The organism is Myxococcus xanthus (assembly GCF_013116825.1).
GTDB lineage: Bacteria > Myxococcota > Myxococcia > Myxococcales > Myxococcaceae > Myxococcus > Myxococcus xanthus_B.
On sequence record NZ_JABFNS010000071.1, the window covers coordinates 22006 to 45471 of the forward strand.

Consider the following 23466-nt stretch of genomic DNA (forward strand, 5'->3'; position numbering starts at 1 on the left):
ACCCGGTATGGGAGTTTGCCCTCCATGAACGGCCTGGACGCCAGCGCGTGCTACCGCGCGATGCAGACCCGAGATGCCCGCTTCGACGGCCGGTTCTTCACCGCCGTCCGGACGACGCGCATCTATTGCCGGCCCATCTGCCCGGCCCGGACGCCCCGGTTCGAGAACTGCACCTTCTATCCGAGCGCCGCCGGGGCCCAGGAGGCGGGCTACCGGCCATGCCTGCGCTGCCGCCCGGAGACGTCACCGGACCTCGCCTTCTGGCGCGGCACCTCCAACACCGTCTCCCGGGCCCTGGCGCTCATCGCCGAGGGCGGCCTGGATGACGACGGCGCCGGGGTGGAGGCGCTCGCGGGCCGGCTGGGCGTGGGCGACCGGCAGCTGCGGCGGCTGTTCCAGCAGCACCTGGGGGCCTCGCCCGTAGCCGTCGCCCAGACTCGGCGCGTGCTGTTCGCCCGGCAACTCCTGCATGAGACGACCCTGCCCATGGCCGAGGTGGCACTGGCCTCGGGGTTCCGCAGCGTCCGCCGCTTCAACGACGTGTTCCGCGCCCTGTATGGACGGCCTCCCAGCGCGCTCCGCCGGAGCCGAGCCCCGGCGGGCGATGCCGCCGCGGGTGTCACGCTCTTCATCCCCTACCAGCCCCCCTATGACTGGGAAGCGATGCTGGCGCATCTGGAGGCACGGGCCCTCCCGGGCCTGGAGCACATCGAGGCCGGGCGCTACCGGCGGACCGTGGTGACCGCAGGGGGGCCGGGCGCCGTCGAAGTCTTCCGAGTCCCTGGACGCGACGGGTTGCTCGCGACGCTCCGCCTCCCCCAGGTTCAGGCCCTGCCCACGGTGGTGGGGCAGGTCCGGCGCGTCTTCGACGTGGGCGCGGACATGGACGTCATCCGGGAACACCTGTCCCGCGACCCGCACCTCGCCCCGCTGGTATCGCTGCGGCCGGGACTGCGAGCACCGGGAGGCTGGGATGGCTTCGAGCTCGCGGTCCGGGCCGTGTTGGGACAGCAAGTCACGGTCGCCGCGGCGCGCGGACTCGGGGCGCGGCTGGTCGCGGCGTATGGCGAGCCCGCCCGTGTCGAATCGACGGGAGATGCCCGGCTGATGCGCACCTTTCCCCGGCCGGAGAGATTGGCCCAGGAGGACTTGAGCTCGCTCGGCATGCCCGCCGCCAGGGCCCGGACCCTGTCGAGCCTGGCCGCGGCGGCCGCAGCGGACCCGAGGCTGTTCCAGCCACGCGCCACGCTGGAGGAGACCGTCGAACGCTTCAAGCGCATCCCCGGCATCGGAGATTGGACGGCGCAGTACATCGCGCTGCGTGCCGTACGCGAAACGGATGCCTTCCCTTCGGCGGATGTCGCGCTGCTGCGTGCACTCACGGGCGAGGATGGCGTGCGGCCGTCTCCAGACGAAGCGCTCCGCCGCTCCGCGGCCTGGAGCCCCTGGCGTGCCTATGCCGCGCAGCACCTGTGGGCCGCGGATTCCGCCCGGCCCGGGCCCACACCCCACCTTTCCCGTTCCCCCTCGCGACAGAGAGATGACGATGCCCCCGCCGCTGCGTTTGCTCATGGACCGCGCCCCCACGCCCATCGGCTCGATGCTGGTCGTCTGTGACGAAGCGGGCAACCTGCGCGCGGTCGACTGGGAGGAGTACGAGCCCCGGATGCTCCGGCTGCTCCGGCTCCACTACGGCGTGAACGGCTACGTGCTCGAGCCCGCGAGCGACCCCTTCGGCAGGACGACCGCGATGCAGACCTATCTGCGCGGAGACGTCAGCGTCATCGACTCGCTGCCCGTGGCCACCGCGGGGACGCCGTTCCAGCGAGAAGTCTGGCGTGCGCTGCGTGACATCCCCGCGGGCGCCACCACGAGCTACGGCCAACTGGCCCAGCGAATCGGCCGCCCCAAGGCCGTGCGCGCCGTGGGCATGGCCAACGGCGCCAATCCGATTGGCGTGGTGGTCCCCTGCCACCGGGTGGTGGGGGCCAACGCGTCGCTGACGGGCTACGGCGGTGGACTGGAGCGCAAGCAGTGGCTGCTCGACCACGAGCGCCGCCATGCATCGCGCGGGACTCCCCAATCATCAACGCGCTGATGCCGTCGGGCGCCTCCCCTGGGGACAGACGCCCGGCGGCATCACGCTCCGCACGCCGGCTCAGCCGCAGCCCAGCGGGTACGTCACCTCTACCAGCGAACCCGCATCGGGCGCCGTGGAGCGGTCGAAGAGGATGGCATTCTCGCGGGCGTCATACACCCAGCCGGACGTCACGCGGACGCCGTCCACGTCGACGACGATGCTGCCCGGATCTTCCGGCGTCTCGGACAGGGGGAACTTGCGGTTCGCGCCAAAGGTGCTGTCGGACAGCTTCTCCAACGAGCTGGCCCAGTTCGGCGTGCAGATGCTGTCCACCACGCCGCCCGTGGCCTCCGCCAGTTGGATGTAGCGGCTGCCCGAGCTGCTGGACGTGGGGCACCTGGCCAGGTCCGGCGGCCCGACGATGGCATTGACGCTCAGCTTCGAGCGGTCATTGCCCTTCAGCGCCAGCAGGTACGTCTCATAGAAGGAGACAGGCTGCGCGCTGAAGTCCTCCTCGTCCGACACGAAGATGATGGCCAGGCGGGCGTCCTCGCGAAGGAAGCCTCCGTTACCGTCGTTGGGCTGCGCGGTGCGGGGGTCATCCTCGTTGTAGAGCAGCGGGTCCGCCAGCGCGCGGTAGGCGGCCTCCAGCCCCTGCTCGTTCCAATGGCAGACACCCACGCGGGTGTTGTTGGCGAAGACGCCCGCGGCGTCCGGCGTCGCCGGGGTGATGATGCGCGGCCGGGAGCCGTCCACGGGGAACAGGCGGCCATTCTCTCCGCCCTGCGAGCCACCCGGGCACTCGGCCCAGCCGCCCGGCGACGGGTCCAGGCCCGTGGTGGTGACGCCGATGCGGTAGTCCACCGCGGCGCCGTCCGCCGCGCTCAGGAAGGCCGCGAAGTTCTGTCCCAGGCTCTGCTGCTCCTCCATCATCGACCCCGAGTTGTCGACCACGAAGAGCACGTCCACCTTCGCCTGGGACTCCTGGAAGAAGCGGTCCGTCTGCACCGCCTTCGTCACGCCCTGTCCCACCATGCCCACCGTGTAGACGGAGCCATCCGCCAGGGTGAAACGCAACGCCGCGGTGTCAGCGCCGTCATCCACCGGGGCATACGTCGCCGTCAGCGGGCGCGTGCTCTGGCTCGCCAGCGTCCACGGGGCGTTGCCGCCACCAGCCACGGTGAACTCGCCCGCGCCCGCGTCGAACGCCACCTGGCTCACCTGGATGGGCCCGACGCACGCGTTCACGGCCACCAACTCCCGTGTGCGCGGGCCGCACGTCAGCTTGGTGAGGCCGAAGTCCACCGTGGTGGGCTGCACCGCGAAGCACCCCACGACGCCCTCGCCCCGCAGCTCCACCAGCGGGTGCCCCTGCGTGGGGCTGTTCACCCAGGCCTCGGCCAGCCCCGAGAAGCCTCCTTCTTCGGACGGCTTGAAGCGGACCACCAGCGTCGCCTTCGCGCCCGGCTCCAGCACGCCGTTGCGCACGGGAGACGCGGAGAACACCCCGTCCGACCCCTGGGCGAGCTGCATCGACGCCAGGTAGCACGCCTCCGTGCCCGAGTTCCGCAGCGTCACCCCCAGCGCCACCTCCGCGCCCACCGGCACCTTGCCGAAGTCCAGTTGCTGGGGCAGCACGTACTGGCACGGCGCGAACACCCGGCCGCGCCCATCCAGCGCCACCGCTTCCGTGGCCGCGGAGCCGCTTTCACGCACCGTGACGGAGAGCTGGCCCTGGCTGGCGTCCGTGCTCCCCGCCTTGGGCCGGAAGGTGACGCTCACCCGGGCATTCTGCCCCGCGGGCACCCTCACGCTGGCGGGCGCCTGCGCCAGGGTGAAGTAGCCGCCCTGGTGCGTGTCGAGTTGGAGGTCGGTCACGCTCACGTCCGCGCGGCAACGGTTGTAGACGGTGACGTCGCGCGTCGCCGTCATGCCCTCCGCCACCGTGCCGAAAGCCAGCCGCCGGGGCAGCACCGTCACGCACGAGCCGCCACCTTCCCCCGCCAGCGACACCTTGGGGCCCGGCGCGCTGGAGCCCTGCTCGCGCACGCCAATCTCCACCCGCCCGTCACGCACCTTGCCCACCGCCGCGGGCGTGAAGGCCACGCGCAGCTCCACCGCCGCGCCCGGCGCCAACTGCCCGTTGGCCACCACCGGCTCACTGGCGATGCGGAAGACGCCCTCCGAGCTGTCCACCAACTGAGAGCCCGAGAAGCTCAGCGGCTGCGTGCCCTGGTTGCGCACGGTGATGACCTGCTCCGCCGTGGCCCCCAGCGCCACGCGCCCGAAGTCCACTCGCAGCGGCGTCACCTCCAGCTTGGACGCCACGCCCATGCCCGTCAGCGGGACCACCGCCGGCGCACACCCGTCACACACCACCACGTGCAGCGCCGCCTCGGCCGCGCCCAGCCGGCGCGGGGCGTAGGCCACAGGCACCACCAACGCCTCCCCCGGAGCCAGCGAGGAGGGCAGGCCCTGCCCGGCGGTGAACTGGTCGGCGTCCGCGCCTTGCACCGACAGCGTCAGCGGACTGTCCACGTCCGATGGGTTGCGCACCGTCACCTCGCGCATCTCCACCAGGCCCATGGCCACGTTGCCGAAATCGAGCGCCTCCGAGGGCACCTCGATGAAGGCCTTCACGCCGCGCCCGGACACCGGCACGCGCCCACGGACCTCCGCGTCGGTGATGATTTCCACCATGCCCTGAATCTCGCCCTCCACCTGCGGCAGGAAGTGGATTTCGATGTCCTGCTCGCCACCCGCGGACAGGATGAAGGGCTCGAAGGGGGGAATGTTGACGTTGGGCACGCTGGAGACGGCGCCTTCCACACGATAGGAAGCCCGGCCCGCATTGGCGATTCGCAGCTTGAACGTCTTGGTATGTCCCAGCGCCGCGGGACCGAAGTCCACAGTCTCAGGCCGGACAACGAAGGCGCTCTTTGCCCTCTGAGAGGCGGGCCGTTCACACGCCCCTCCCGCCACCATCACCGCCACCAATGCCACCAGCCCAAACGCCCCGCGCATAACGTCCTCCCCGCCCCACCGGGAGACGCCAGGAACACACCCTGGATCACCTCACGGCTCAGCGGGGGGCCCTTTGCAACCCCGGTGCCCGGTCCGCCCACAGAGAGGCGAAGGGCGCTCCCACGCGGCAAGCCCCTGGCCTCGCAAGGAAACGCCAGAGCCCACCCGGGAAATGCGGGTGTCCTTTCGCAGAACACTCCTGCAATTCCTTCAGGAACCCCAGGTGTCACACAGACGAATCCTCCGGCCGGGCGGGGCAGGCAGCCAGGCGTCGCGACTTCGCCCACTCTGACTGGACCCGGAGGGGCCCGGGGATTTCACGGACGCCTCCCCGCCTGGGGGGTCGCCAGATGTGGGATGCGGAGCGCAACCCACGGCGTTCTCCTGCATCCAGAGCGGTTCCGACATGTTTCCCCCTACCGGAACACTTATTCAGTGGTAGATCGCCCGCCCATGTCCGAGCCCGACGTCATTTCCCTCAGAGGCGCCAAGGAGCACAACCTCAAGAACGTCTCCTTGGACATTCCCAAGAAAAAGCTCGTCGTCTTCACCGGCGTGTCAGGTTCGGGCAAGAGCTCGCTCGCCTTCGACACCCTCTACGCGGAAGGCCAGCGCCGCTACGTGGAGAGCCTCTCCGCCTATGCCCGGCAGTTCCTGGGGCAGATGGAGAAGCCGAAGTACGACACCATTCGCGGCCTGTCGCCCACCATCTCCATCGAGCAGAAGGCGGCCAGCAACAACCCCCGCTCCACGGTGGGCACCGTCACGGAAGTGCACGACTACCTGCGGGTGCTTTATGCCTCCATCGGGGTGCAGCATTGCCCCAACTGTGGCGTGAAGGTGGGCAAGCAGAGCGCGCAGCAGATTGTCGATGAAATCCTCAAGGCCCCTGCGGGCACCAAGCTCCAGGTGCTGGCGCCGCTGGTGACGAACCGCAAGGGCGAGCACAAGGACCTGCTCGCCGAGGCCCAGAAGCGCGGCTTCTCCCGCGCCCGCATCGACGGCGCGCTCAAGAGCCTGGAGGAGCGCATCGAGCTGGACAAGAAGTCCAAGCACGACATCGCGCTCGTCATCGACCGCGTGGTGCTCAAGCCGGACGTGAAGACGCGCCTCACCGACTCCGTGGAGACGGCGCTGCGCGAGGGCAAGGGCACGCTCATCATCACCGACGAGAAGGGCACGCTCGCCTCCGACCGGGTGATGTCCGAGCTCAATGCCTGCTCCAAGTGCGGCCTGTCCTTCGGTGATTTGACGCCCGCGTCCTTCTCCTTCAACAACCCCCTGGGCATGTGCACGGACTGCAACGGCCTGGGCACCAAGCCGGAGATGGACCCGGACCTCATCGTCCCGGACGCGTCACGCAGCATCCGCGACGGCGCCATCGAACCGTGGGCCGGCAGCATGAACCGCGGCGAGGGCTGGACGGCCGACTTCGTGGAGAGCCTGTCGAAGGCCTTCAAGATTGATCTGGACGTGCCCTACGCGAAGCTGACCAAGCGCGAGAAGGACACGCTGATGTACGGCGCCAGTGGCAAGTCCTTCACCGTCGCGTGGGGCGAGGGCGGCAAGTACAAGATGGAATGGGAGGGGCTGGTCGAGCGCATGATGCGCAACTTCAAGACGACCACCTCCGAGGCGCGCCGCACCGAGCTCCAGAAGTACTTCAGCGACAAGCCCTGCCCGTCCTGCAAGGGCGAGCGGCTGAAGCCGGAGAGCCGCGCGGTGAAGGTGCACGGGCGCAGCATCGTCGAGCTGAGCCGGCTGACCATCTCCGACTCGCTGGGCTTCCTGGGCGACATGGCCCTGTCGGCGCACGAGCGGAAGATCGCCACCGAATTGCTGAAGGAGATTCGCAGCCGCCTGTCCTTCCTGGTGGACGTGGGCCTGGGCTACCTGATGCTGGACCGGACCGCGTCCACGCTGTCGGGCGGTGAGAGCCAGCGCATCCGGCTGGCGTCGCAGATGGGCAGCGAGCTGACGGGCGTCATCTACATCCTGGATGAGCCCTCCATCGGACTGCACCAGCGCGACAACGGCAAGCTGCTGCTGACGCTCAAGCGCCTGCGGGATTTGGGCAACTCCGTCATCGTCGTGGAGCACGACGAGGAGACGATGGAGGAGGCGGACTGGCTGGTGGACTTCGGTCCGGGTGCGGGCGAACTGGGCGGCCAGGTGGTGGCCCAGGGCACGCCGGAGCAGGTCATGGCGAACGAGGCCAGCTCCACCGGCGCGTACCTCTCCGGGCGGCAGGAAATCGAGATTCCCCAGGAGCGCCGCAAGCCGGACCCGAAGCGCAAGCTGGTCATCCAGGGGGCGCAGGAGAACAACCTGAAGAACGTGGACGCGGAGATTCCGCTGGGCGTCTTCAGCGCGATCACCGGCGTGTCCGGCGCGGGCAAGTCCACGCTCATCAACGAGATTCTCTTCCCGGCCCTGGCGCGGCACCTCTACGAGAGCCGTGAATCCCCGGGCAAGCACAAGGCCGTGCTGGGCATGGAGCACCTGGACAAGGTCATCGACATCGACCAGCGCCCCATCGGCCGCACGCCGCGCAGCAACCCGGCCACGTACACCAAGCTCTTCGACAACATCCGCGAGGTGTTCGCGATGACGCCCGAGGCGCGCGCGTTCGGCTACGGGCCGGGCCGCTTCAGCTTCAACATCAAGGGCGGCCGCTGCGAGGCGTGCGAAGGCGACGGCGTGAAGCTGGTGGAGATGCACTTCCTGGCGGACGTCTACGTGCCCTGCGAGGTCTGCGCCGGCAAGCGCTTCAACGAGGCCACCCTGCGCGTGCGCTACAAGGGGAAGAACATCGCCGAGGTGCTCGACATGAGCGTGCGCGAGGCGATGGAGCACTTCGGCGCGCACCGCGACATCATGCGGGTGCTGCAGACGCTCCATGACGTCGGCCTGGGCTACATCCGCCTGGGGCAGCCCTCCCCCACCCTGTCCGGCGGCGAGGCCCAGCGCATCAAGCTGGCCCGCGAGCTGGCGCGCGTGGCCACCGGGCGCACCCTCTACATCCTCGACGAGCCCACCACCGGCCTGCACTTCGAGGACATCCGCAAGCTGCTGTCCGTGCTCAACCGGCTGGTGGAGGCGGGCAACAGCGTGCTCGTCATCGAGCACAACCTGGACGTCATCAAGAGCGCGGATTGGATCATCGACCTGGGCCCCGAGGGCGGCGCGGGCGGCGGCAGGATTCTGGCCGCTGGCACGCCCGAGCAGGTCGCCGAGGTCGAAGGCAGCCACACCGGCCGCTACCTGGGCCACGTACTGACCAAGGCCCGCAGGGCCCGCGTGGGCGTGCGTGTGGAAGACCCGGCGCCCGTGAAGAAGGGCGCGCGCGGCTGACGACGCACCGCGCAATGCTTCCTGGGAAAATGGAGCGGGGGGACGGGGGTGCCTTCATTCACCCCCATCCCCTCGCACCACCTTGGAGGAAAGACATCATGGGAAATGATAGGGATATTCCAATGCCTGTCAAACCCAGCCAGGCGACTTGAGTTGTATCAACAAACACGCACGCCCACCGGAATGACGCAGGCAGTCGTGCGGGAGAATTCCGGCGTGGGTGCGGCCAGGAAAGCGCCGGGTAGCGCGGCGGGGCCCTTTCGTTCGGTGGAGTCCCGGCGGCCCGTTGGGTAGGGTGCGGCTTCTCGGAATCTAGGAGCCCCCACCTTTCGTCACGAGGGAGCACCCCGTCGCATGGCCCAGGCACCCGCCGCGCAGAGCAACAAGTTCCCGCCGCAAATCCCCTTCATCATCGGCAACGAGGCGTGTGAGCGCTTCAGCTTCTACGGGATGCGGAACATCCTCACGGTGTTCCTCATCGACTACCTGCTGCGCACGCAGATACCGGACAACGCGCTGCGGGAGGCCGAAGCGAAGAGCCTGATGCACACGTTCATGGCGGGCGTGTACTTCTTCCCGCTCATCGGCGGCTACCTGGCGGACCGGTTCTTCGGGAAGTACCGCATCATCCTGGGGCTGAGCCTGGTGTACTGCCTGGGCCACGCGTGCCTCGCCATCTTCGAGAACAACGTCACGGGGTTCTTCACGGGCCTGGCGCTGATCGCCATTGGCAGTGGCGGCATCAAGCCCTGCGTGGCGGCCATGGTGGGGGACCAGTTCAATGAGTCCAACAGCCACCTGGTGAAGAAGGTCTTCGCCATCTTCTACTGGACCATCAACTTCGGCTCGTTCTTCGCGTCGTTGTTCATCCCCCTGCTGCTCAAGCACTTCGGGCCGTCGGTGGCCTTCGGCATCCCCGGGGTGCTGATGTTCATCGCGACGTTCATCTTCTGGGCGGGCCGTCACAAGTACGTCCGCGTGCCGGCGACGGGCGCCAACCCGCACGGCTTCTTCAAGGTGGTGGCCAGCGCGCTGCGCAACCGCGGCCAGGGCGGCGGCTGGTTGGACGGCGCGAAGCGGGAGCACCCCGAGGAGGCCGTGGACGGCGTGAAGGCGGTGTTCCGGGTGAGCGCGCTGCTGCTCCCCTTCGTGCCCTTCTTCTGGATGCTCTTCGACCAGAAGGCGTCCACGTGGGTGGTGCAGGCCCGGTCCATGGACCCGCAGGTGGGGCCGTTCACCTTCCAGGCCAGCCAGATGCAGTTCATCAACCCGCTGCTGGTGATGATTCTCATCCCCTTCCTGACGGCCGTCGTCTACCCGGCCTTCCAGCGCTTCGGCTGGGAGTTGACGCCGCTGCGGCGCATGCCCCTGGGGCTGGTGGTGGGCGCGCTGTCGTTCATCATCGCCGGCATCTTCCAGGTCACCATGGAAGGCGGCACGACGCTGAACATCGCGTGGCAGATCCTGCCGTACATCGTGCTGACGCTGGGCGAAATCCTGATGTCCACCACGGGCCTGGAGTTCGCGTACACGCAGGCCCCCCGCGAGATGAAGGGCACCATCCAGAGCGTGTGGCTGGTGACGAACACGCTGGCCAACGCGGCGGTGGCCATCACCGCGAAGCTCAACGTCTTCACGGGCTCCGGGCAGTTCTTCTTCTACGCCGGCTTCGCCCTGGTGGCCGCGGTGGGCATGGCCCTGGTGGCCCGCCGCTACGTGGTGCGTGACTACTACCAGACGTCCGCGCCCGTCCCCACCGAGGAGCGCTCCGCTGCCGGTGTGACGCCCGGCTCGGCGAAGTCCGCGTAGCCGCCAGGCGGTCGGCTCGGGCAGTGAACGCCGGTGCACCCGTGGGGTGCGCCGGCGTTTGTGTTTCAGGTGGCGCCAGCCGCCCGCCAACAGAAACGCCGGCGCCCCCATCGGGACGCCGGCGTCTGGACTTCAATCAGGGGGGAGTCCGCGACGGCTCAGGCCGCCGCCACCGAGCCGCCCTGCTGCGCGGAGGTGGGCGCGTCGGGCTTCACCTCGTCCGTGCCGTGCATCATCCGCTTGAGCATGGGCGACACGACGAGCAGCAGCACGCCGGCGATGCCCGTTCCCACGGAGATGTAGAGGAACACGCTGAACTCGCCCAGCTTCTCCGAGTAGCCACCGAAGACGCCGGCCAGCTTGTTGGCCGCCGCGTTCGCGAGGAACCACACGCCCATCATCGCGGAGACGATGCGCGCCGGCGCCACCTTGGTCACCATGGACAGGCCCACGGGCGACAGGCACAGCTCACCCATGGTGTGCAGCAGGTAGGCCATCACCACCCACCACGCCGCCGCCTTGCCCGTCGAGGCGCTCTCGCTGGAGGCGCCCAGCATGAAGAGGAAGCCGGCGGAGAGGAACAGCAGGCCCAGGCTCATCTTCACCGGGATGCTCGGATCTTTGCCGCGCGCGGCCAGCCAGCTCCACAGACCGGCGAAAATCGGCGCCAACGTGACGATGAAGATGGAGTTGAAGTTCTGGAACCAGGTCGTCGGCACTTCCCAACCCAGGATGCCGCGGTCCACCTTCGCGTTCGTGTAGAGGTTCATCAAACCGCCGGCCTGCTCGAACCCCGTCCAGAAGGCGACGACGAAAATCGCCATGATGAAGATGACGAGGATGCGGTCGAACTCATCGCGGGTGAAGCCCGACTTCTCCGGGGTGCCCGGCTTCGCCTCGGCTGCGGCCACCATCCGCTCCGGCACCAGGCCCACATTCCCCAGCAGCTTGCTCTGCAACGACAGGAACGCGATCAGGCCCAGGAGCATGCCCACGCCGGCGGCGCCGAAGCCCCAGTGCCAGCCCACGCGCTCACCCAGCGTGCCGCAGATGAAGTTGCCGAGCACCGCGCCCAGGTTGATGCCCATGTAGAAGATGGTGAAGGCGCTGTCGCGGCGGCCGTCACCGGGCGCGTACAGCCCGCCCACCATGGTGGAGATGTTCGGCTTGAAGAAGCCGTTGCCGATGATGAGGAAGCCCAGGCCCGCGTAGAACATCGTCACGCTGGGCAAGGCCAGGATGAGGTGGCCTATCATCATCAACACGCCGCCGAGCACCACCGCACGGCGCTGCCCCATATAGCGGTCCGCGATGAAGCCGCCGGCGATGGGCGTCAGGTACACCAGGCCCGTATAGGTGCCGTAGAGGCTGAGTGCGTCCGCAGTGGACCAGCCAAAGCCCCCGTTGACCTTGCTCGTGAGGAAGAGCACGAGCAGGCCACGCATGCCGTAATACGACATGCGTTCCCACATCTCAGTGAAGAACAGGAGGTAGAGCCCTCGCGGGTGCCCCTTGCGGGCATCACCCGCGGCTACGGTGCCTTGCATGCAGGTCGTTTCCTTGAAAAAGGAGAGGTGCGACGAAAATGTGGCGTGACTGTAGCAGACACGCGGGCCGTGCCCAGGAGGACACCTGAGCGGATATTGAATTCCCCGTCTCCGCCGCCCGGACGCCGTGGGCTCGGGCGGGGGCTTTACGTCCTGCGTCAGCCCAGGCGGCCGGCGCGCGGCTCGGACGCGAGGTCGGGCATGCCTCCCGTGACACGGGGCGCCACGGGGCGCAGCGGCAGGCGGACCTCCACCTGCGTACCCTCCCCCGGAACACTGCTCAGGGCGATGCTCCCGCCGTGCTGGATGATGATGCGGCGGCTGAGCGCCAACCCCAACCCGGTCCCCTCGCCCGCCGCGCGGGTGGAGAAGAAGGGCTGGAAGAGCCGCTCCATGTCCTCCGGGCGGATGCCCACCCCGTCATCACCGATGGTGACGATGGCCTCCTCCGCCGTGTTGGCCGTGGAGATGCGCACGCGGCCCTTGTCGCCCACCGCGCGCAGGGCGTTGTCCAGGAGGTTGAGCCACACCTGGTTCAGGGCGCCTGGGTTGCCCCGGATGGGCTCGGTGCAGTGGTACGCGCGCTCCACTTTGACGCCCGGCGGCACCTTCCACGCCAGCACGCTCAGGGTGGAGTCCAGCGACGAGTCCAGGGACAGCACCACCGGGGACTCGCTGGTGCGCGTGAAGGAGAGCAGGGATTCGGCCAGGTGGCGGATGCGCTGGCCGCACTCCTCCACCACCTCCAGCATGGCCTTGCTCAGCTCCACGTCGGCGGCGCCACCCGTCAGCATGTCCTTGAGCGGGAGCAGCGCGTTCATCAACCCGTTGAGCGGATTGCGCACCTCATGCGCGAAGCCGGACGTGAGCAGGCCGATGGCCGCCAGCCGCTCGTTCTCCGCGGCGCGCACGGCCGCCTCGCGCAGGCGCAGCTGGGTTTCGATGCGCGCCAGCAGCTCGTTCGGGCTGAAGGGCTTGCCCAGGTAATCATTGGCCCCGGTGCCCAGGCCCTCCACCTTGGCCGTCACCTCCTGGCGCGCGGTGAGGAGGATGACGGGGATGTCCACCGTCTGCGGGTCGTTGCGCAGGGCGGTCAGCATCTGCAGGCCGGACATGACGGGCATCATCACGTCCGACAGGATGAGGTCCGGCCGCTCGCGCAGCGCGCGCTGGCGTCCGTCGTCGCCGTTGATGGCCTCCATCACCCGGTAGTGCTGGGCCAGCAGCCGGGCGAGGAAGCTCCGAATCTCCGGGTCATCCTCCACCACCATGATGCGGGGCGACTCGGGCCCCGGCCCCGCGTGGTCCCTGGCCGGCGGGGGCGTCGCGCCCAGGACATCCGGCCCCGTCGGCTCCAACGAGGGGAAGGCCCCGGAGATGCGGCGCTCGCGCCGCACGGGCATGACGGCCTGACGGCGCTCGCGCAAATCCTCGCGGATGTGCGCGGTGCCCTTGGGCAGCCTCACGTGGAAGACGGAGCCCTGTCCCAGCTCGCTCGTCACGGAGATGCCGCCGGCGTGCAGCTCCAGCGTCTCCTTCACCAGCGCCAGACCGATGCCCGAGCCACCAAAGCGCCGGGTGCCGCTGTTATCCGCCTGGGAGAAGCGGTCGAAGATGACGGGGATGTCCTGCGGGGCGATGCCCTGGCCGGAGTCCTCCACCTCGACGTGCACCTCCAGGTCGTCCTCGCGCACGCGCACCGTCACCCCACCCTTCTGGGTGAACTTCAGCGCGTTGCCGAGCAGGTTCTGGAAGACGATGTCGATGCGCTCGTGGTCCACGTGGACGGGCGTCACCGTGGCGCCCTCCAGCCGCAGCGTCACGCCCTGCCGCTCCGCCATGGTGTGGAACGGCGGCACCACCGTGCTCAGGAAGCCGAACAGCTCCAGCGGCTGGTAGCGCAGCCGCGCCTTGCCCGACTCCAACTGCGCCAGGTCCAGCAGGTTGTTGATGAGCCGCAGCAGGCGCTGCGCGCTGCGCTCCATGTTCGTCACCAGCGGAGGCACCTCCGAGGGCAACGACTCCGCCTGCTTCGCCAGCGCCTCCAGCGTCAGCAGGATGAGCGTGAGCGGCGTGCGCAGTTCGTGGCTGACGTTGTCGAAGAACTCGCTCTTGAGCCGGTCCAGCTCCTGTTGCCGCGTGAGCGACGCCTCCAGCTTCGTATTGGCCTCGGACAGCTCCTGCGTCCGCTCGGCCACGCGGTCCTCGAGCGCCTTGTTGGCGGCGAAGATCTCCTCGTTGCGCCGCTGCAGGTCCTCCAGGGACGTCTGCAGGCCCTGGTGCTGCTCCGACAGCTTTTCGTCCTTGCGCAGCAGGGCCGCCCGCGTGTCCAGCCACGCCCCCGCCGCCACGCCCACCATGCCCAGGGAGCTGACCGCGAAGATGGGGGGCGCCAGGTTCAACGTGCCGGCCACCAGGCCGGCCACCATGCCCGCCATGCCGCCCACGATGTAGCGCCACGCCAGGGGCGGCAGGCTCTGCCAGCGGATGTCGTACTCGCAGCAGTCCGCCCCATCCACCTGACAGCGCAGCTCCTTCACCTCCGCCAGGGGCAGGTTCCAGATGGCGGGGAACGCGGACAGGTTGCCCTGGCGAGCGCGGCAGAAGTTGCGATCTCTTTCGCGGATGCGGCTGACGTAGCGCACCTGCACCCGCGAGTCGGTGAGCGTGTCGATATGGAAGCCACCCACGCGGTTGTACGTGTGGTCCAGCTCCAGCGCGCGCTCGTAGACGCTGCGCGGCGTGGCCAGCGCCTTCATCATGTAATAGAGGAAGCCCACCGCCTCCGGGCTGGCGATGCTGCGCCCCGCCTTCGTCATGAAGTCCGGATCACCGGAGTCCTTGTCGAGCACGTCGAAGAGCCGCTCGGTGAACCCCACGGAGACGAAGTTGGTGAGCGTCTCCACGTACGCCAACGTCAGCGGCAGCGCCTCACGCTGCCACACTCGCACTAGTCGGTCCCGGCCGTAGGTCCGCTCGTAGTACAACATCACGCTGCGCAGCATCCGGACACTCAGCTCGGGTGTGTCGGGGGCTGACGGTGCGGAGGCCAGTTCCGCGGGGACGGTCAACGCTTCACTCCTTCGGTCGTCAACACCATCGCATATTTGAGGGTGTCGGCGTCGTCCAGGAGTGCGAGGAAGCGTTCACAGAAGGCGTCATAGGGGCCGGCGCCCCCGAAGAAGGGCTCGGCGAGCGGGCGCAGCGTCCGGAAGCGGATGACCCAGTCCTCGCGGAGCCGCGCGTCCACCGCGCCCGCCGCCACGTAGAACGGGGAGATGTGGACGCGCACATCCACCAGCCCGGCCTTGCGGAACAGGTGGAACAGCTTGCGGCCCGCGTGCAGGTCGAAGCGCGCCGCGCGCAGGGCGGCGAGCAGCTTCTGGCTCTCCTCCTGGAGGTCCTCCGGAAAGGGCCAGTTCCACAGCCCCACCCCGTCGATGTCCGCCACCACCACGCGCCCACCGGGGCGGACGACGCGCACCAGCTCCGCCAGCGCGGGGCCCGGCTCTCCCAGGTACTCGAAGACGTACTGGCACCAGACGTAGTCGAAGTGGTCGGCGGGCAGATGTGTCTCCGGTAGCGCGCCCTGACGCAGCTCCACATTGGGCCTGCCCGCCAGCAGTCCCCGGGCCGCCGCCAGGTGTGCGGCCTGCGGCTCGAGCCCCACCACGCGGCCATGTGGCCCCACCACGTCCAGCATCTCCGAGGTGATGACGCCGGGACCACAGCCCACATCCAGTGCGGCGTCCCCGGGCTTCAGCCCGGTGAGCCTCAGCCGCTCCGCGTAGGAGGTGGCGCTCGCCTGCGCTTGCAGGCGGTGCACCTCCTGGGCCGACTCCATCAGGTAGGTCATGCCGCGATGTCCTTGTCATCCACCCGGCTCCCACCCCGGCCATGGGCCGCCAGCCGCTCGAAGACGGCGAGCAGGTAGGCATTCCAGTCACGCACGAGCCGGCGGTGGGCCGTGAACTCCATCACCTTGCCCAGGTTGTGGAAACCCAGTGCCTCCAAGGCGGGCAGGTCCGCGTCCGAGGCCAGGCACTCCGCAGTGGACCGGCCGCGCCGGGCCGAGTTCGCCACCGCGTGGGTCACCAGCGCCTGGCGCACGGCATCCGCCTCCCGCGCGTCCGGCTCCACCATGACGAGCGAGAAGGCGTTGTACCACTCCGCCCAGAAGAGACCGGGCGATGAGTCCTCCATGAGGACGAACCCCTGGGGCCCGTCCTTGCCCTCGACCATGGCGATGCTGCGCGAGCGCCGCAGCCGCGCGTCCGAGTAGCGCCCGCCCAGCGTCCCCATGGTCATCTCGCCCTCCACCAGGTCCGAGCTGCGCAGCCGCACCACGTCCTGCGTCTCCCGCAGGTGCTGCTCCAGCCAGCGCAGGTCGGCCGTCTCCGCGGGGCGCACGCGCAGGTCGCTCCGAGGCGGCGGCAACGCGGCGTCCACGGGGAGCCGGCACGGCGTGAAGGCATGCAGGCAGCTCAGGCCCGGGCGCTCCAACCGGCTGGCGATGGCGCCGTAGATTCGCGACGTCCACCGGTTGCGGCAGCGCCACAGCGCGCGGAGGTACTCCACGTCGTCCAGGCTCTCCGCGTAGTCGGCCGCGAGCGCCACCAGCTCCTGGGAGATGGATTCGTGCCGGTGGTAGCCCGGCCGCACCACCAGGTGCTGCGACAGCCAGGTGCGCGAGTAGATGCGCAGCCCGGAGATGTGGCCGTAGAGCCGGCCCTCGCGCTGATAGACGATGGCCTTGGACAGGCCGTGGATGCCGTTGCCCAGCCGCTGGTGCGCGTCCACCAGCGGCTCGGGCGTCGCCGTCTCGTGGAAGGGGTAGTCGGGAAAGCGGACGTCCGCGGAGCGGAACAAGTCCCACACGTCGGAGAAGGGCAGCTCGGACGCATCACGCGCATCCGGACACCGCGCCTTGATGAAGGCGTCCAGGATGGCGGCGCGGGCCTCCGGCGCCAGCTCCAGGATGCGCAGGCCGCAGCGGCGCGGGCGGCTCATGCTGGCGCCCTCCTCCGTCACCGTGAGCTGCCCGGTGTCCTGTACCTGGGCGCGGCAGCGCGAGCGCGTGCCGTCTGGCAACTGCAGCATCACGTCGTCCAGCACCAGCCCCGGCGGGAAGGCCTCCCGGCCCGCGTCGAAGGGGAAGGCGAAGCCGCCGGTGTGCAGGTCCAGCAGCGGGCGGACGATGGCCTCCCCCGTCAGCGGCGAATTGAAGGACACCGCGAAGGGCCGCTCCGCGGAGGAGCGGAAGCGCAGGCTGTTGCGGCGGTGGTGCAGGCTCAGCGTGCGCGGCAGGGCCACCTCCACCTGGTTCGGCTCCGAGGCCAGCACCGCCGTGGTGCCCACATGGCACACGCCGCCGAAGTCCAGGCACAGCCGCACCACGTCTCCTGGATGGAAGAGCGTGCCCGGCTGCGACTGCTCGCGCAGCACCAGGCGGGACTCCTCCGGCAGCACCTCCGCGCGGGAGAAGTCCACCAACCGGTTGCCTTCGTGCGTGCGCAGCCCGAAGCCCACCCCCGCGCGCACGGCGCGGCGCAGCAGACCGCGGATGCGCACCGAGTCGTTGAGCAGCGGCGCGGCGGACGAGCGCGCGTGCTCCACGGGGCGCTCCAGCGACACCCCCAGGTGGAAGCCCTGGCCTTCGTGCGCGCGCAGCGGGCGCACCATGCGCACCGTGGCATGACCGGCGCGCAGCACCAACGTGTCGCCGCGCAGCACCTGGAGCCCTTCCAGCCCCGTGCCCGGCGTGAGCCGCTCGATGCGCACGCTGGACTCCAGGCGCAGGCCCAGGCCTCCCGTGGCCACGTCGAGAAGCCGCGCGCGGAACGTCGTGCCATCCGCCGTGAAGCAGGCCTCCAGGACGCCGTGCGGCTCGCGGCGCTCGGACTCGCGCAGCTCCAGCAACTCCTGGACGGCGCGGCGCAGCGCCGGGCTGGGATCATCCTCCAGCGTGAAGAACATATGCCCCGCGGCGGCCACGTCCACCAGGCTGTGGTGGGCCTGCGCATTGTCCCTGGGGCAGAGCACCGCGCGGATGGAGCGCGGGGTGTAGCGCTCCAGATCCTTCAACAACCGGGGAAAGATGTCCGGATGCGTCAACACCAACGCGGGAACGGTTTTCGTGAGGAATTCGACCGCCTCCTGCCGGTTGGAGGCCTCGAGCACTTCGTAGCCATCCAGCAAGGCGCGGAGCCGTCCACGACGCTCCGCCTCCGGATGCACGACCAGCACTGCGCGCGTCGTCACGGTCATATGTCCTCCTCCACCGGGTCAGAGCCGCCTGCCCCCGGATGAACCACTTCACGGGTCGGAATGTGACCGCCAGCCTCCACCGCCCCGCCGGACCTTCCGACGGCGACCCCTCACATTCCCCCCGTGGTTCGAAGTTCCCAGATGCAATGGCCGAACCGCATGCGCGGCGTCCGGCCCGGCTCGCCATCTTACCGGACCTCATGGGGAAGGGAGTGCCCCAGCATGAGGACAGGGCGGATGTTGGAAAAGGGCCGCCCGCTTGATTCGCGGCCTCCCGGGCATCAGCGAAGTGGGGCAAACCGCACCCTGGCCGGCACTTCAAGTCCCGGTTAAAGGTGGGACTCGGGAGGTGCCATGCGCGCCGAAGTCGACTACGCGAAGGAAATCCAGGAGTTCAAGCGTTCCATGAACGCAGTCATCCTGGCGCACTATTACCAGGAGAGCGAAGTTCAGGACCTCGCGGACTTCGTGGGAGACAGCCTGGCGCTGGCGCAAGCCGCGGCCAGCACGAAGGCAGACGTCATCGTCTTCTGTGGCGTCCATTTCATGGCGGAGACGGCGAAGATCCTCAATCCGTCCCGGCAGGTGCTGTTGCCGGACCTCAAGGCCGGCTGTTCGCTGTCGGACCGGTGCCCGCCGGGAGCCTTCAAGGCGTTCAAGGACAAACACCCGAACGCCTTCGTCGTGAGCTACGTCAACAGCTCCGCCGCGGTGAAGGCCATGAGCGACGTCATCTGCACGTCGTCCAACGCGGTGAAAATCGTGAACCAGGTGCCGAAGGACCGGCAGATTCTCTTCGCGCCGGACCAGCACCTGGGCCGCTACGTGATGAAACAGACGGGCCGCGACATGGTGCTGTGGCCGGGCAGCTGCATCGTCCACGAAATCTTCAGCGAGAAGAAACTGGTGCAGCTGAAGGTGGAGTACCCGGAGGCGGAAGTGGTGGCCCACCCCGAGTGTGAGCAGGCGGTGCTGCGCCACGCGGACTTCATCGGCTCCACCAAGGCGATTCTGGATTACGCGGTGCGTAGTCCGAAGCAGCAGTTCATCGTGGTGACGGAGGCGGGCATCATCCACCAGATGAAGCGGGCCGCGCCGAACAAGACGTTCATTCCCGCGCCGCCGGACAACGGCTGCGCGTGCAATGAGTGCCCGTACATGCGGCTGAACACGCTGGAGAAGCTCTGGCGGTGCATGAAGGAGCGCACGCCCGAGCTGACCATGCCCGAAGACCTGCGCGAGGGTGCTCGCGCGCCGCTGCAACGCATGCTGGACTGGTCTCAGTAGTCTGCGGATGAACGGCAGCAGCGGACATTTGCCAACTCGCGTCTTGCACCCCGCGAAGCACAATGCGATGGAGCCACCGTGGCCTTCCGATTCCTCGCAGTCCCCGCGCACCGACTGGTGAACTTCCCCCAGACGTTGCCGGACGATGAGCGCCTCGAGCCGGAGCTGCCTCCGGTCCATGAGGCGGTGGAGCGCGCGCTCACCGGCGCTGAATTCCGAGACATGCGAGCCAAGGACAGGCTGCGCACCCTCCTACAGGGGGACCGCCCCCCGTCGCTGGGCGCGCCCGCGGCGGGCTTCGGCCCGTCCGCCATCTTCGCGCATCCCCCCCAGGACCTCCCGGCGCTGCTGCGGCTGGCGGACGAACTGGAGAACCTGGCGCGCCGCGAAGCGGGTGAGCGCGCCCTGGTCTGGAAGTGCGGAGATTGTGGCGCCCGGTACGCGGTGCCGGTGGCCCTGGTGCGCCAGGTGTCCATCCGCTGCGAGCGCTGCGGCACGCCGGTGGAGCTGGCGGCCACGCGCAGCCTGGGTGAGGAGTCCCTCATCGACCCGTTCCTGGGCGCGGTGAATCACAGCCGCCGGGAGCTGGCAGCCTTCTTCCGCGAGGCCATGGCCCGCGGCTGGCCGGTGCTGGTGGCCGAGGACAAGCGCGTGCCACGCACGCTGCCCTCGGCCTGACGGCGTCCGGCGGAAAACGGGTTCTCGCGCCGCACGGGGGACGGTAGCCTTGCCAGCCCCATGCGGCGCGCGCTCGTTCCCCTCCTGCGATGTCCCCGGTGCCGGCGTGGCGCCCTCCAACCGGAGGTAGACACCCCGGTGCTCTTCTTCGGCCCGCTGCGCTGCCAGGCGTGCGGCGCCAGCCACCCGGTGGCCGAGGGCGTCGCCGACCTGGTGGTGGAGCCCGCCGCGTCCGGCCCGCTGCAGCGAGGCATGGAGCAGCGCTGGGTGGCGCGCTCCTATGAGCGCTACATGCGCCCCGTGCTCCAGCGCGCCCTCACCCGCCAGCCGCTGGATGGCGACAGCGAGTTCGTCCTCTACCGCAGCCTCCTGGGCAAACCCGAAGGCACCGTGTTGGACGTGGGCTGCGGCACGGGGCTGCTCGCGCGGCGGCTGGCCCATGAGCCCGACGCGCCGCCCGTGGCCGCGCTCGACGTGTCCCGCGCCATGCTGGAAGAGGGCGTGGCCCAGGTGCGCGAGGCCGGCGTCGCCGTGGACTTCCTGCGCGCCGAAGCCCCCTACCTCCCCTTCCACGACGGTGTGCTGGGCGCGGTGTTGATGAGTGACGCGCTGCCCTTCGTCGCGGACCTGTCCCGGATGATGATGGAGGTCCACCGCGTGCTGCGCCCCGGAGGCCGCTGGGTGGCCAGCACCTACGCTTCACCGGGCGCGCCGCGGGCGCTGCTCCACCGCGGCGTGGGCCTGCATCCACGCGGGGAGGCCGAATTGCGCCGGGAGGCCGCGGCGGCGGGCTTCGTGCGCTTCGAGCGCGTGTCCCTGCCGTCGCTGTTGGTGGTGAAGGCGGAGAAGGGCTCCGCCCAGACGCCTAGATGAAGATGCCCGCGGACGCGTCGTAGCGCGCCTCGTCAAGCTGCAGGTTCGCGGGCTGGCCGCGCAGCGCGTCCATCACCTGGCGCTTGGGCTTCTTGCACTTGCTGCAGTCGCACGAGCCCTTCTTGCACGTGCAGTCCGCCTTGCTGCCGCACTGGCACTTGGCGGCCATGAGCGAGTCCAGCACATCCAACGGGCGCTCCACGCCGCGGGTGGAGGGCTCGACAGCCTTCGGCGTGGCCTCGGTGGCCTTCGCCTCCGGGGCCGGACGCCGGTGGGCCTCGCAGGCCTCCGCCGCGCCCGGTGCCAGGAGCAGGCCGCTCGCCATCAGCCCGCCGGCCACCCACATTCCGATGCGCGTCATGTTGCTCTCCTCGGGGCACTCCAGGCGCCCCTGCTCAAACGGCGCCTATACCGCAGCCCTCCCCGACTGCCAAGGCCGACAGCCATACCTTTGTCTACCTGGAAAACAGGCGCTGGCCGGGTAGCAAGGACGGCTCGCCGTGCAGGAAGGCGCCGCGTACAGTCCGCGCCGTCCGTGACGCCCCGACACTCCCGCCTCGTCCATGCCGCCGCGCTCGTCCTGGGCGTGCTCCCCCTGTGGATGTCGCGCCACCTGCCCCTGGTGGACCTTCCCCAGCACCTGTACCTCATCTCCGTCCTGCACCGGCTGGACGACCCCACCACGCTGTACCCGCAGCTGTTCGCCGCGCGTCACGCGCTGACGCCGTACCTGGGCTACTACTACCTGGTCAGCGGCCTCAACTGGCTGCTGCCGCTGGAGATGGCCAACCGCGTCTTCCTCTCCGCCTACGTGGTGGGCCTGCCGCTCAGCCTCGGCTTCCTGCTGCGCAGCCTGGGCCGGCCCACCTGGCCCGCCCTGCTGGCGCTGCCCTTCGCCTACGGCGACAGCTTCAACTGGGGCTTCATCAACTACTGCGCCGCGCTGCCGCTGACGCTGCTGTGCTGCGGCCTCTTCGTGCGGACGCTGGAGGACACGCCTCGCCGCCGGACGTGGGGCCTGGGGTTGGCGGTGTGCCTGGTGGCGGTGCTCCTCTTCCACGTGCAGGCCTTCGGGTTCCTCGCCTTCGGGCTGCCCTGGCTGCTGCTCACCACGCGCGTGCCCGAGGACGCACAGGCCCGTGGGCTCGCCGCGCGGCTGCGGCCTCGCGTGCCCGCGCTGCTGGGGGTGGTGCCCGGCGTGGCGCTGTTCCTCGGCTGGGTGGTGCTCCGCTTCGGCGAGCCCGCGGACATCCAGCCCGGGGTGCCCTGGAAGGCGTGGGGGCCCACGTTCTCTCCACAGAACCTGGCGTGGAAGGGCTTCGAGCAGAACCGCGCCGAGTTCTTCCAGGTGCTCGCCAACACCTTCCGGGACGGCTCGGACCGGTGGGCCCTGTACGCCGTGGGCGCGGTGGCGGTGGCGGGCTGGGTCGCGGGGCTGCTTCGGCCGGAGCGCTCCGCCACACAGGGCCTGGTGGCGCGCTCTCGGCTGATGGGGCTGGGCCTGCTGGCCCTGGCCCTCTACTTCCTGCTGCCCTTCGACATCCGCGGCTACGTCTACTACCTCAACACGCGCTACGCGCACCTGGCCGCCGCGCTCCTGGTGGCCACCGTCCCGGCGGCCATTCCCGCGTGGCGGAGGCCCCTGCGCGTCGCCGCTCTGGCGTGCGCGGTGGTGCTGGCCTTCGTCATGGCGCGCGGCTACCGCGCCTTCTCTCGGGAGGCGCAGGCCGAATGGGGGCCGCTGGTGGCCGCCACCGCCCCGCGCCCCCGTGTCATGGGGTTGATGTTCGACCCCGGCTCCCGGGTGGTGCGGCAGCCCGTCTTCATCCACAGCGCGGCGGTGCTGGCCCGGGCGCGCGGTGGCGTGCCCAACTTCACCTTCGCGTCCACGCCGCACTCGCCGCTGCGCTACACCGGCGAGGAGCCCCCCACCTTCCCCTCCGAGTGGCGGCCGCAGCAGATGGACTACGAGCGGCAGGGCGTCTGGTACGACCACTTCCTCGTACGCGGTGCGTCACCGTCGCGAGTGTTCGGTCCGCGGCTCCCATCCGAGCTGGCCGTGGTGGCGGAGCCGGGCAAGAGCGCGCTGGTGCGCCGGCGCTGAGGCCTCCGCCGCTCGCGGCACTGTGACCTGGTGGGCGCAATACCCGCGCGGGGCATGCCCCGGGGCGGGCGCCGTGCAGTAGAAGGTCCGGTATGAGTTCCACCTCTTCGGACCCTCGCTCCCTGCTGGACGCCCTGCGCTCCGGCGCGCCGCTGCCCGCCTTTCCCGCCGAAGCGGTGGAGTCCGCCCGCGCCCTGGCGCACGACGTGTCCCAGGCCTCCCTCGCCCGCGTGGAGGCCCTTCCGGAGCCCCTGGCCCTGGCCGTGCTCGAGGCTGCCGTGTCGGCCGGGAACACCGTCCTGCCGGAGGCCCTGGCGTCCTCGTCGGTGAAGCCCCTGGTCAAGGCCGCGAAGAAGGCGCTGTACCAGCTTCGCTCGCGGGGCGTCGCCGTGGCCGGGCCCGCGCGTGCCGCCCCGCGAGCGAAGCTGGTACAGCGCCTTCTT

At 69.6% G+C, this 23466-nt stretch carries 14 protein-coding genes and 1 pseudogene; 9 read left to right on the top strand and 6 right to left on the bottom strand.

Features of this window, described 5'->3' with window-relative positions; genetic code table 11:
- The first annotated feature begins 24 nt into the window (after positions 1-24).
- Together HNV26_RS21150 and ogt are read left to right on the top strand one after the other, a co-directional pair.
- Complete coding sequence (locus HNV26_RS21150) at positions 25-1617, top strand: AlkA N-terminal domain-containing protein (RefSeq protein WP_171440636.1); 1593 nt, start codon at positions 25-27, stop codon at positions 1615-1617.
- The gene (ogt, locus tag HNV26_RS21155) at positions 1571-2098 is read left to right on the top strand and encodes a methylated-DNA--[protein]-cysteine S-methyltransferase (protein WP_171440637.1); all 528 of its coding nucleotides are present in this window, start codon (positions 1571-1573) and stop codon (positions 2096-2098) included. The genes HNV26_RS21150 and ogt overlap by 47 nt, the downstream gene beginning before the upstream one ends.
- 60 nt (positions 2099-2158) lie before the next feature.
- Here ogt and HNV26_RS21160 read toward each other — a convergent pair whose 3' ends face one another.
- Positions 2159-5104, bottom strand: coding sequence for a choice-of-anchor D domain-containing protein (locus HNV26_RS21160; protein WP_171440638.1), 2946 nt, complete (start codon positions 5102-5104; stop codon positions 2159-2161).
- A 453-nt stretch (positions 5105-5557) separates the two neighbouring features.
- Here HNV26_RS21160 and uvrA point away from each other — a divergent pair, with 453 nt between their 5' ends.
- On the top strand, positions 5558-8458 hold the full coding sequence (gene uvrA, locus HNV26_RS21165) for an excinuclease ABC subunit UvrA (protein WP_171440639.1): 2901 nt from the start codon (positions 5558-5560) through the stop codon (positions 8456-8458).
- A gap of 354 nt (positions 8459-8812) precedes the next feature.
- Positions 8813-10267 (top strand): POT family MFS transporter, encoded by a 1455-nt coding sequence (locus tag HNV26_RS21170; RefSeq protein WP_171440640.1) that lies wholly within the window; start codon positions 8813-8815, stop codon positions 10265-10267.
- Between the two features lie 158 nt (positions 10268-10425).
- On the opposite strand, the gene HNV26_RS21175 is transcribed toward HNV26_RS21170, so the two are convergent.
- The 4 genes from HNV26_RS21175 to HNV26_RS21190 all read right to left on the bottom strand — a co-directional run bounded on the left by HNV26_RS21175 (position 10426) and on the right by HNV26_RS21190 (position 18081).
- Positions 10426-11814 carry a peptide MFS transporter gene (locus HNV26_RS21175; protein WP_171440641.1) on the bottom strand — a complete coding sequence of 463 codons (1389 nt, stop codon included), beginning with the start codon at positions 11812-11814 and terminating at the stop codon, positions 10426-10428.
- A 158-nt stretch (positions 11815-11972) separates the two neighbouring features.
- The gene (locus tag HNV26_RS21180) at positions 11973-14885 is read right to left on the bottom strand and encodes an ATP-binding protein (RefSeq protein ID WP_171440642.1); all 2913 of its coding nucleotides are present in this window, start codon (positions 14883-14885) and stop codon (positions 11973-11975) included.
- Entirely contained in the window at positions 14882-15670 is a 789-nt protein-coding gene (locus HNV26_RS21185) for a methyltransferase domain-containing protein (protein ID WP_171440643.1), read from the bottom strand. Before HNV26_RS21185 ends, HNV26_RS21180 begins: the two co-directional genes overlap by 4 nt.
- Positions 15667-18081, bottom strand: a complete 2415-nt coding sequence (locus HNV26_RS21190) for a hypothetical protein (protein ID WP_171440644.1) — start codon at positions 18079-18081, stop codon at positions 15667-15669. The genes HNV26_RS21185 and HNV26_RS21190 overlap by 4 nt, the downstream gene beginning before the upstream one ends.
- Before the next feature lie 354 nt (positions 18082-18435).
- On the opposite strand from HNV26_RS21190, the gene nadA reads away from it, so the two are divergent.
- The 3 genes from nadA (at position 18436) to HNV26_RS21205 (ending at position 20919) form a co-directional block, all read left to right on the top strand.
- Entirely contained in the window at positions 18436-19368 is a 933-nt protein-coding gene (nadA, locus tag HNV26_RS21195) for a quinolinate synthase NadA (RefSeq protein ID WP_141257111.1), read from the top strand.
- Positions 19369-19446: 78 nt separating this feature from the next.
- On the top strand, positions 19447-20046 hold the full coding sequence (locus HNV26_RS21200; protein WP_171440645.1) for a zinc ribbon domain-containing protein: 600 nt from the start codon (positions 19447-19449) through the stop codon (positions 20044-20046).
- Between the two features lie 60 nt (positions 20047-20106).
- Entirely contained in the window at positions 20107-20919 is an 813-nt protein-coding gene (locus HNV26_RS21205; RefSeq protein ID WP_253816862.1) for a class I SAM-dependent methyltransferase, read from the top strand.
- Here the strand turns inward: HNV26_RS21205 and HNV26_RS21210 are convergent.
- Positions 20912-21280 (bottom strand): metallothionein, encoded by a 369-nt coding sequence (locus HNV26_RS21210; RefSeq protein WP_171440646.1) that lies wholly within the window; start codon positions 21278-21280, stop codon positions 20912-20914. The genes HNV26_RS21205 and HNV26_RS21210 overlap by 8 nt on opposite strands.
- A gap of 174 nt (positions 21281-21454) precedes the next feature.
- Between HNV26_RS21210 and HNV26_RS21215 the strand changes: the two genes are divergently transcribed.
- Together HNV26_RS21215 and HNV26_RS21220 are read left to right on the top strand one after the other, a co-directional pair.
- Positions 21455-23023 (top strand): hypothetical protein, encoded by a 1569-nt coding sequence (locus HNV26_RS21215; RefSeq protein ID WP_171440647.1) that lies wholly within the window; start codon positions 21455-21457, stop codon positions 23021-23023.
- 92 nt (positions 23024-23115) lie between these two features.
- Positions 23116-23466 (top strand): annotated as a pseudogene (locus tag HNV26_RS21220) (hypothetical protein); the annotation flags it as partial.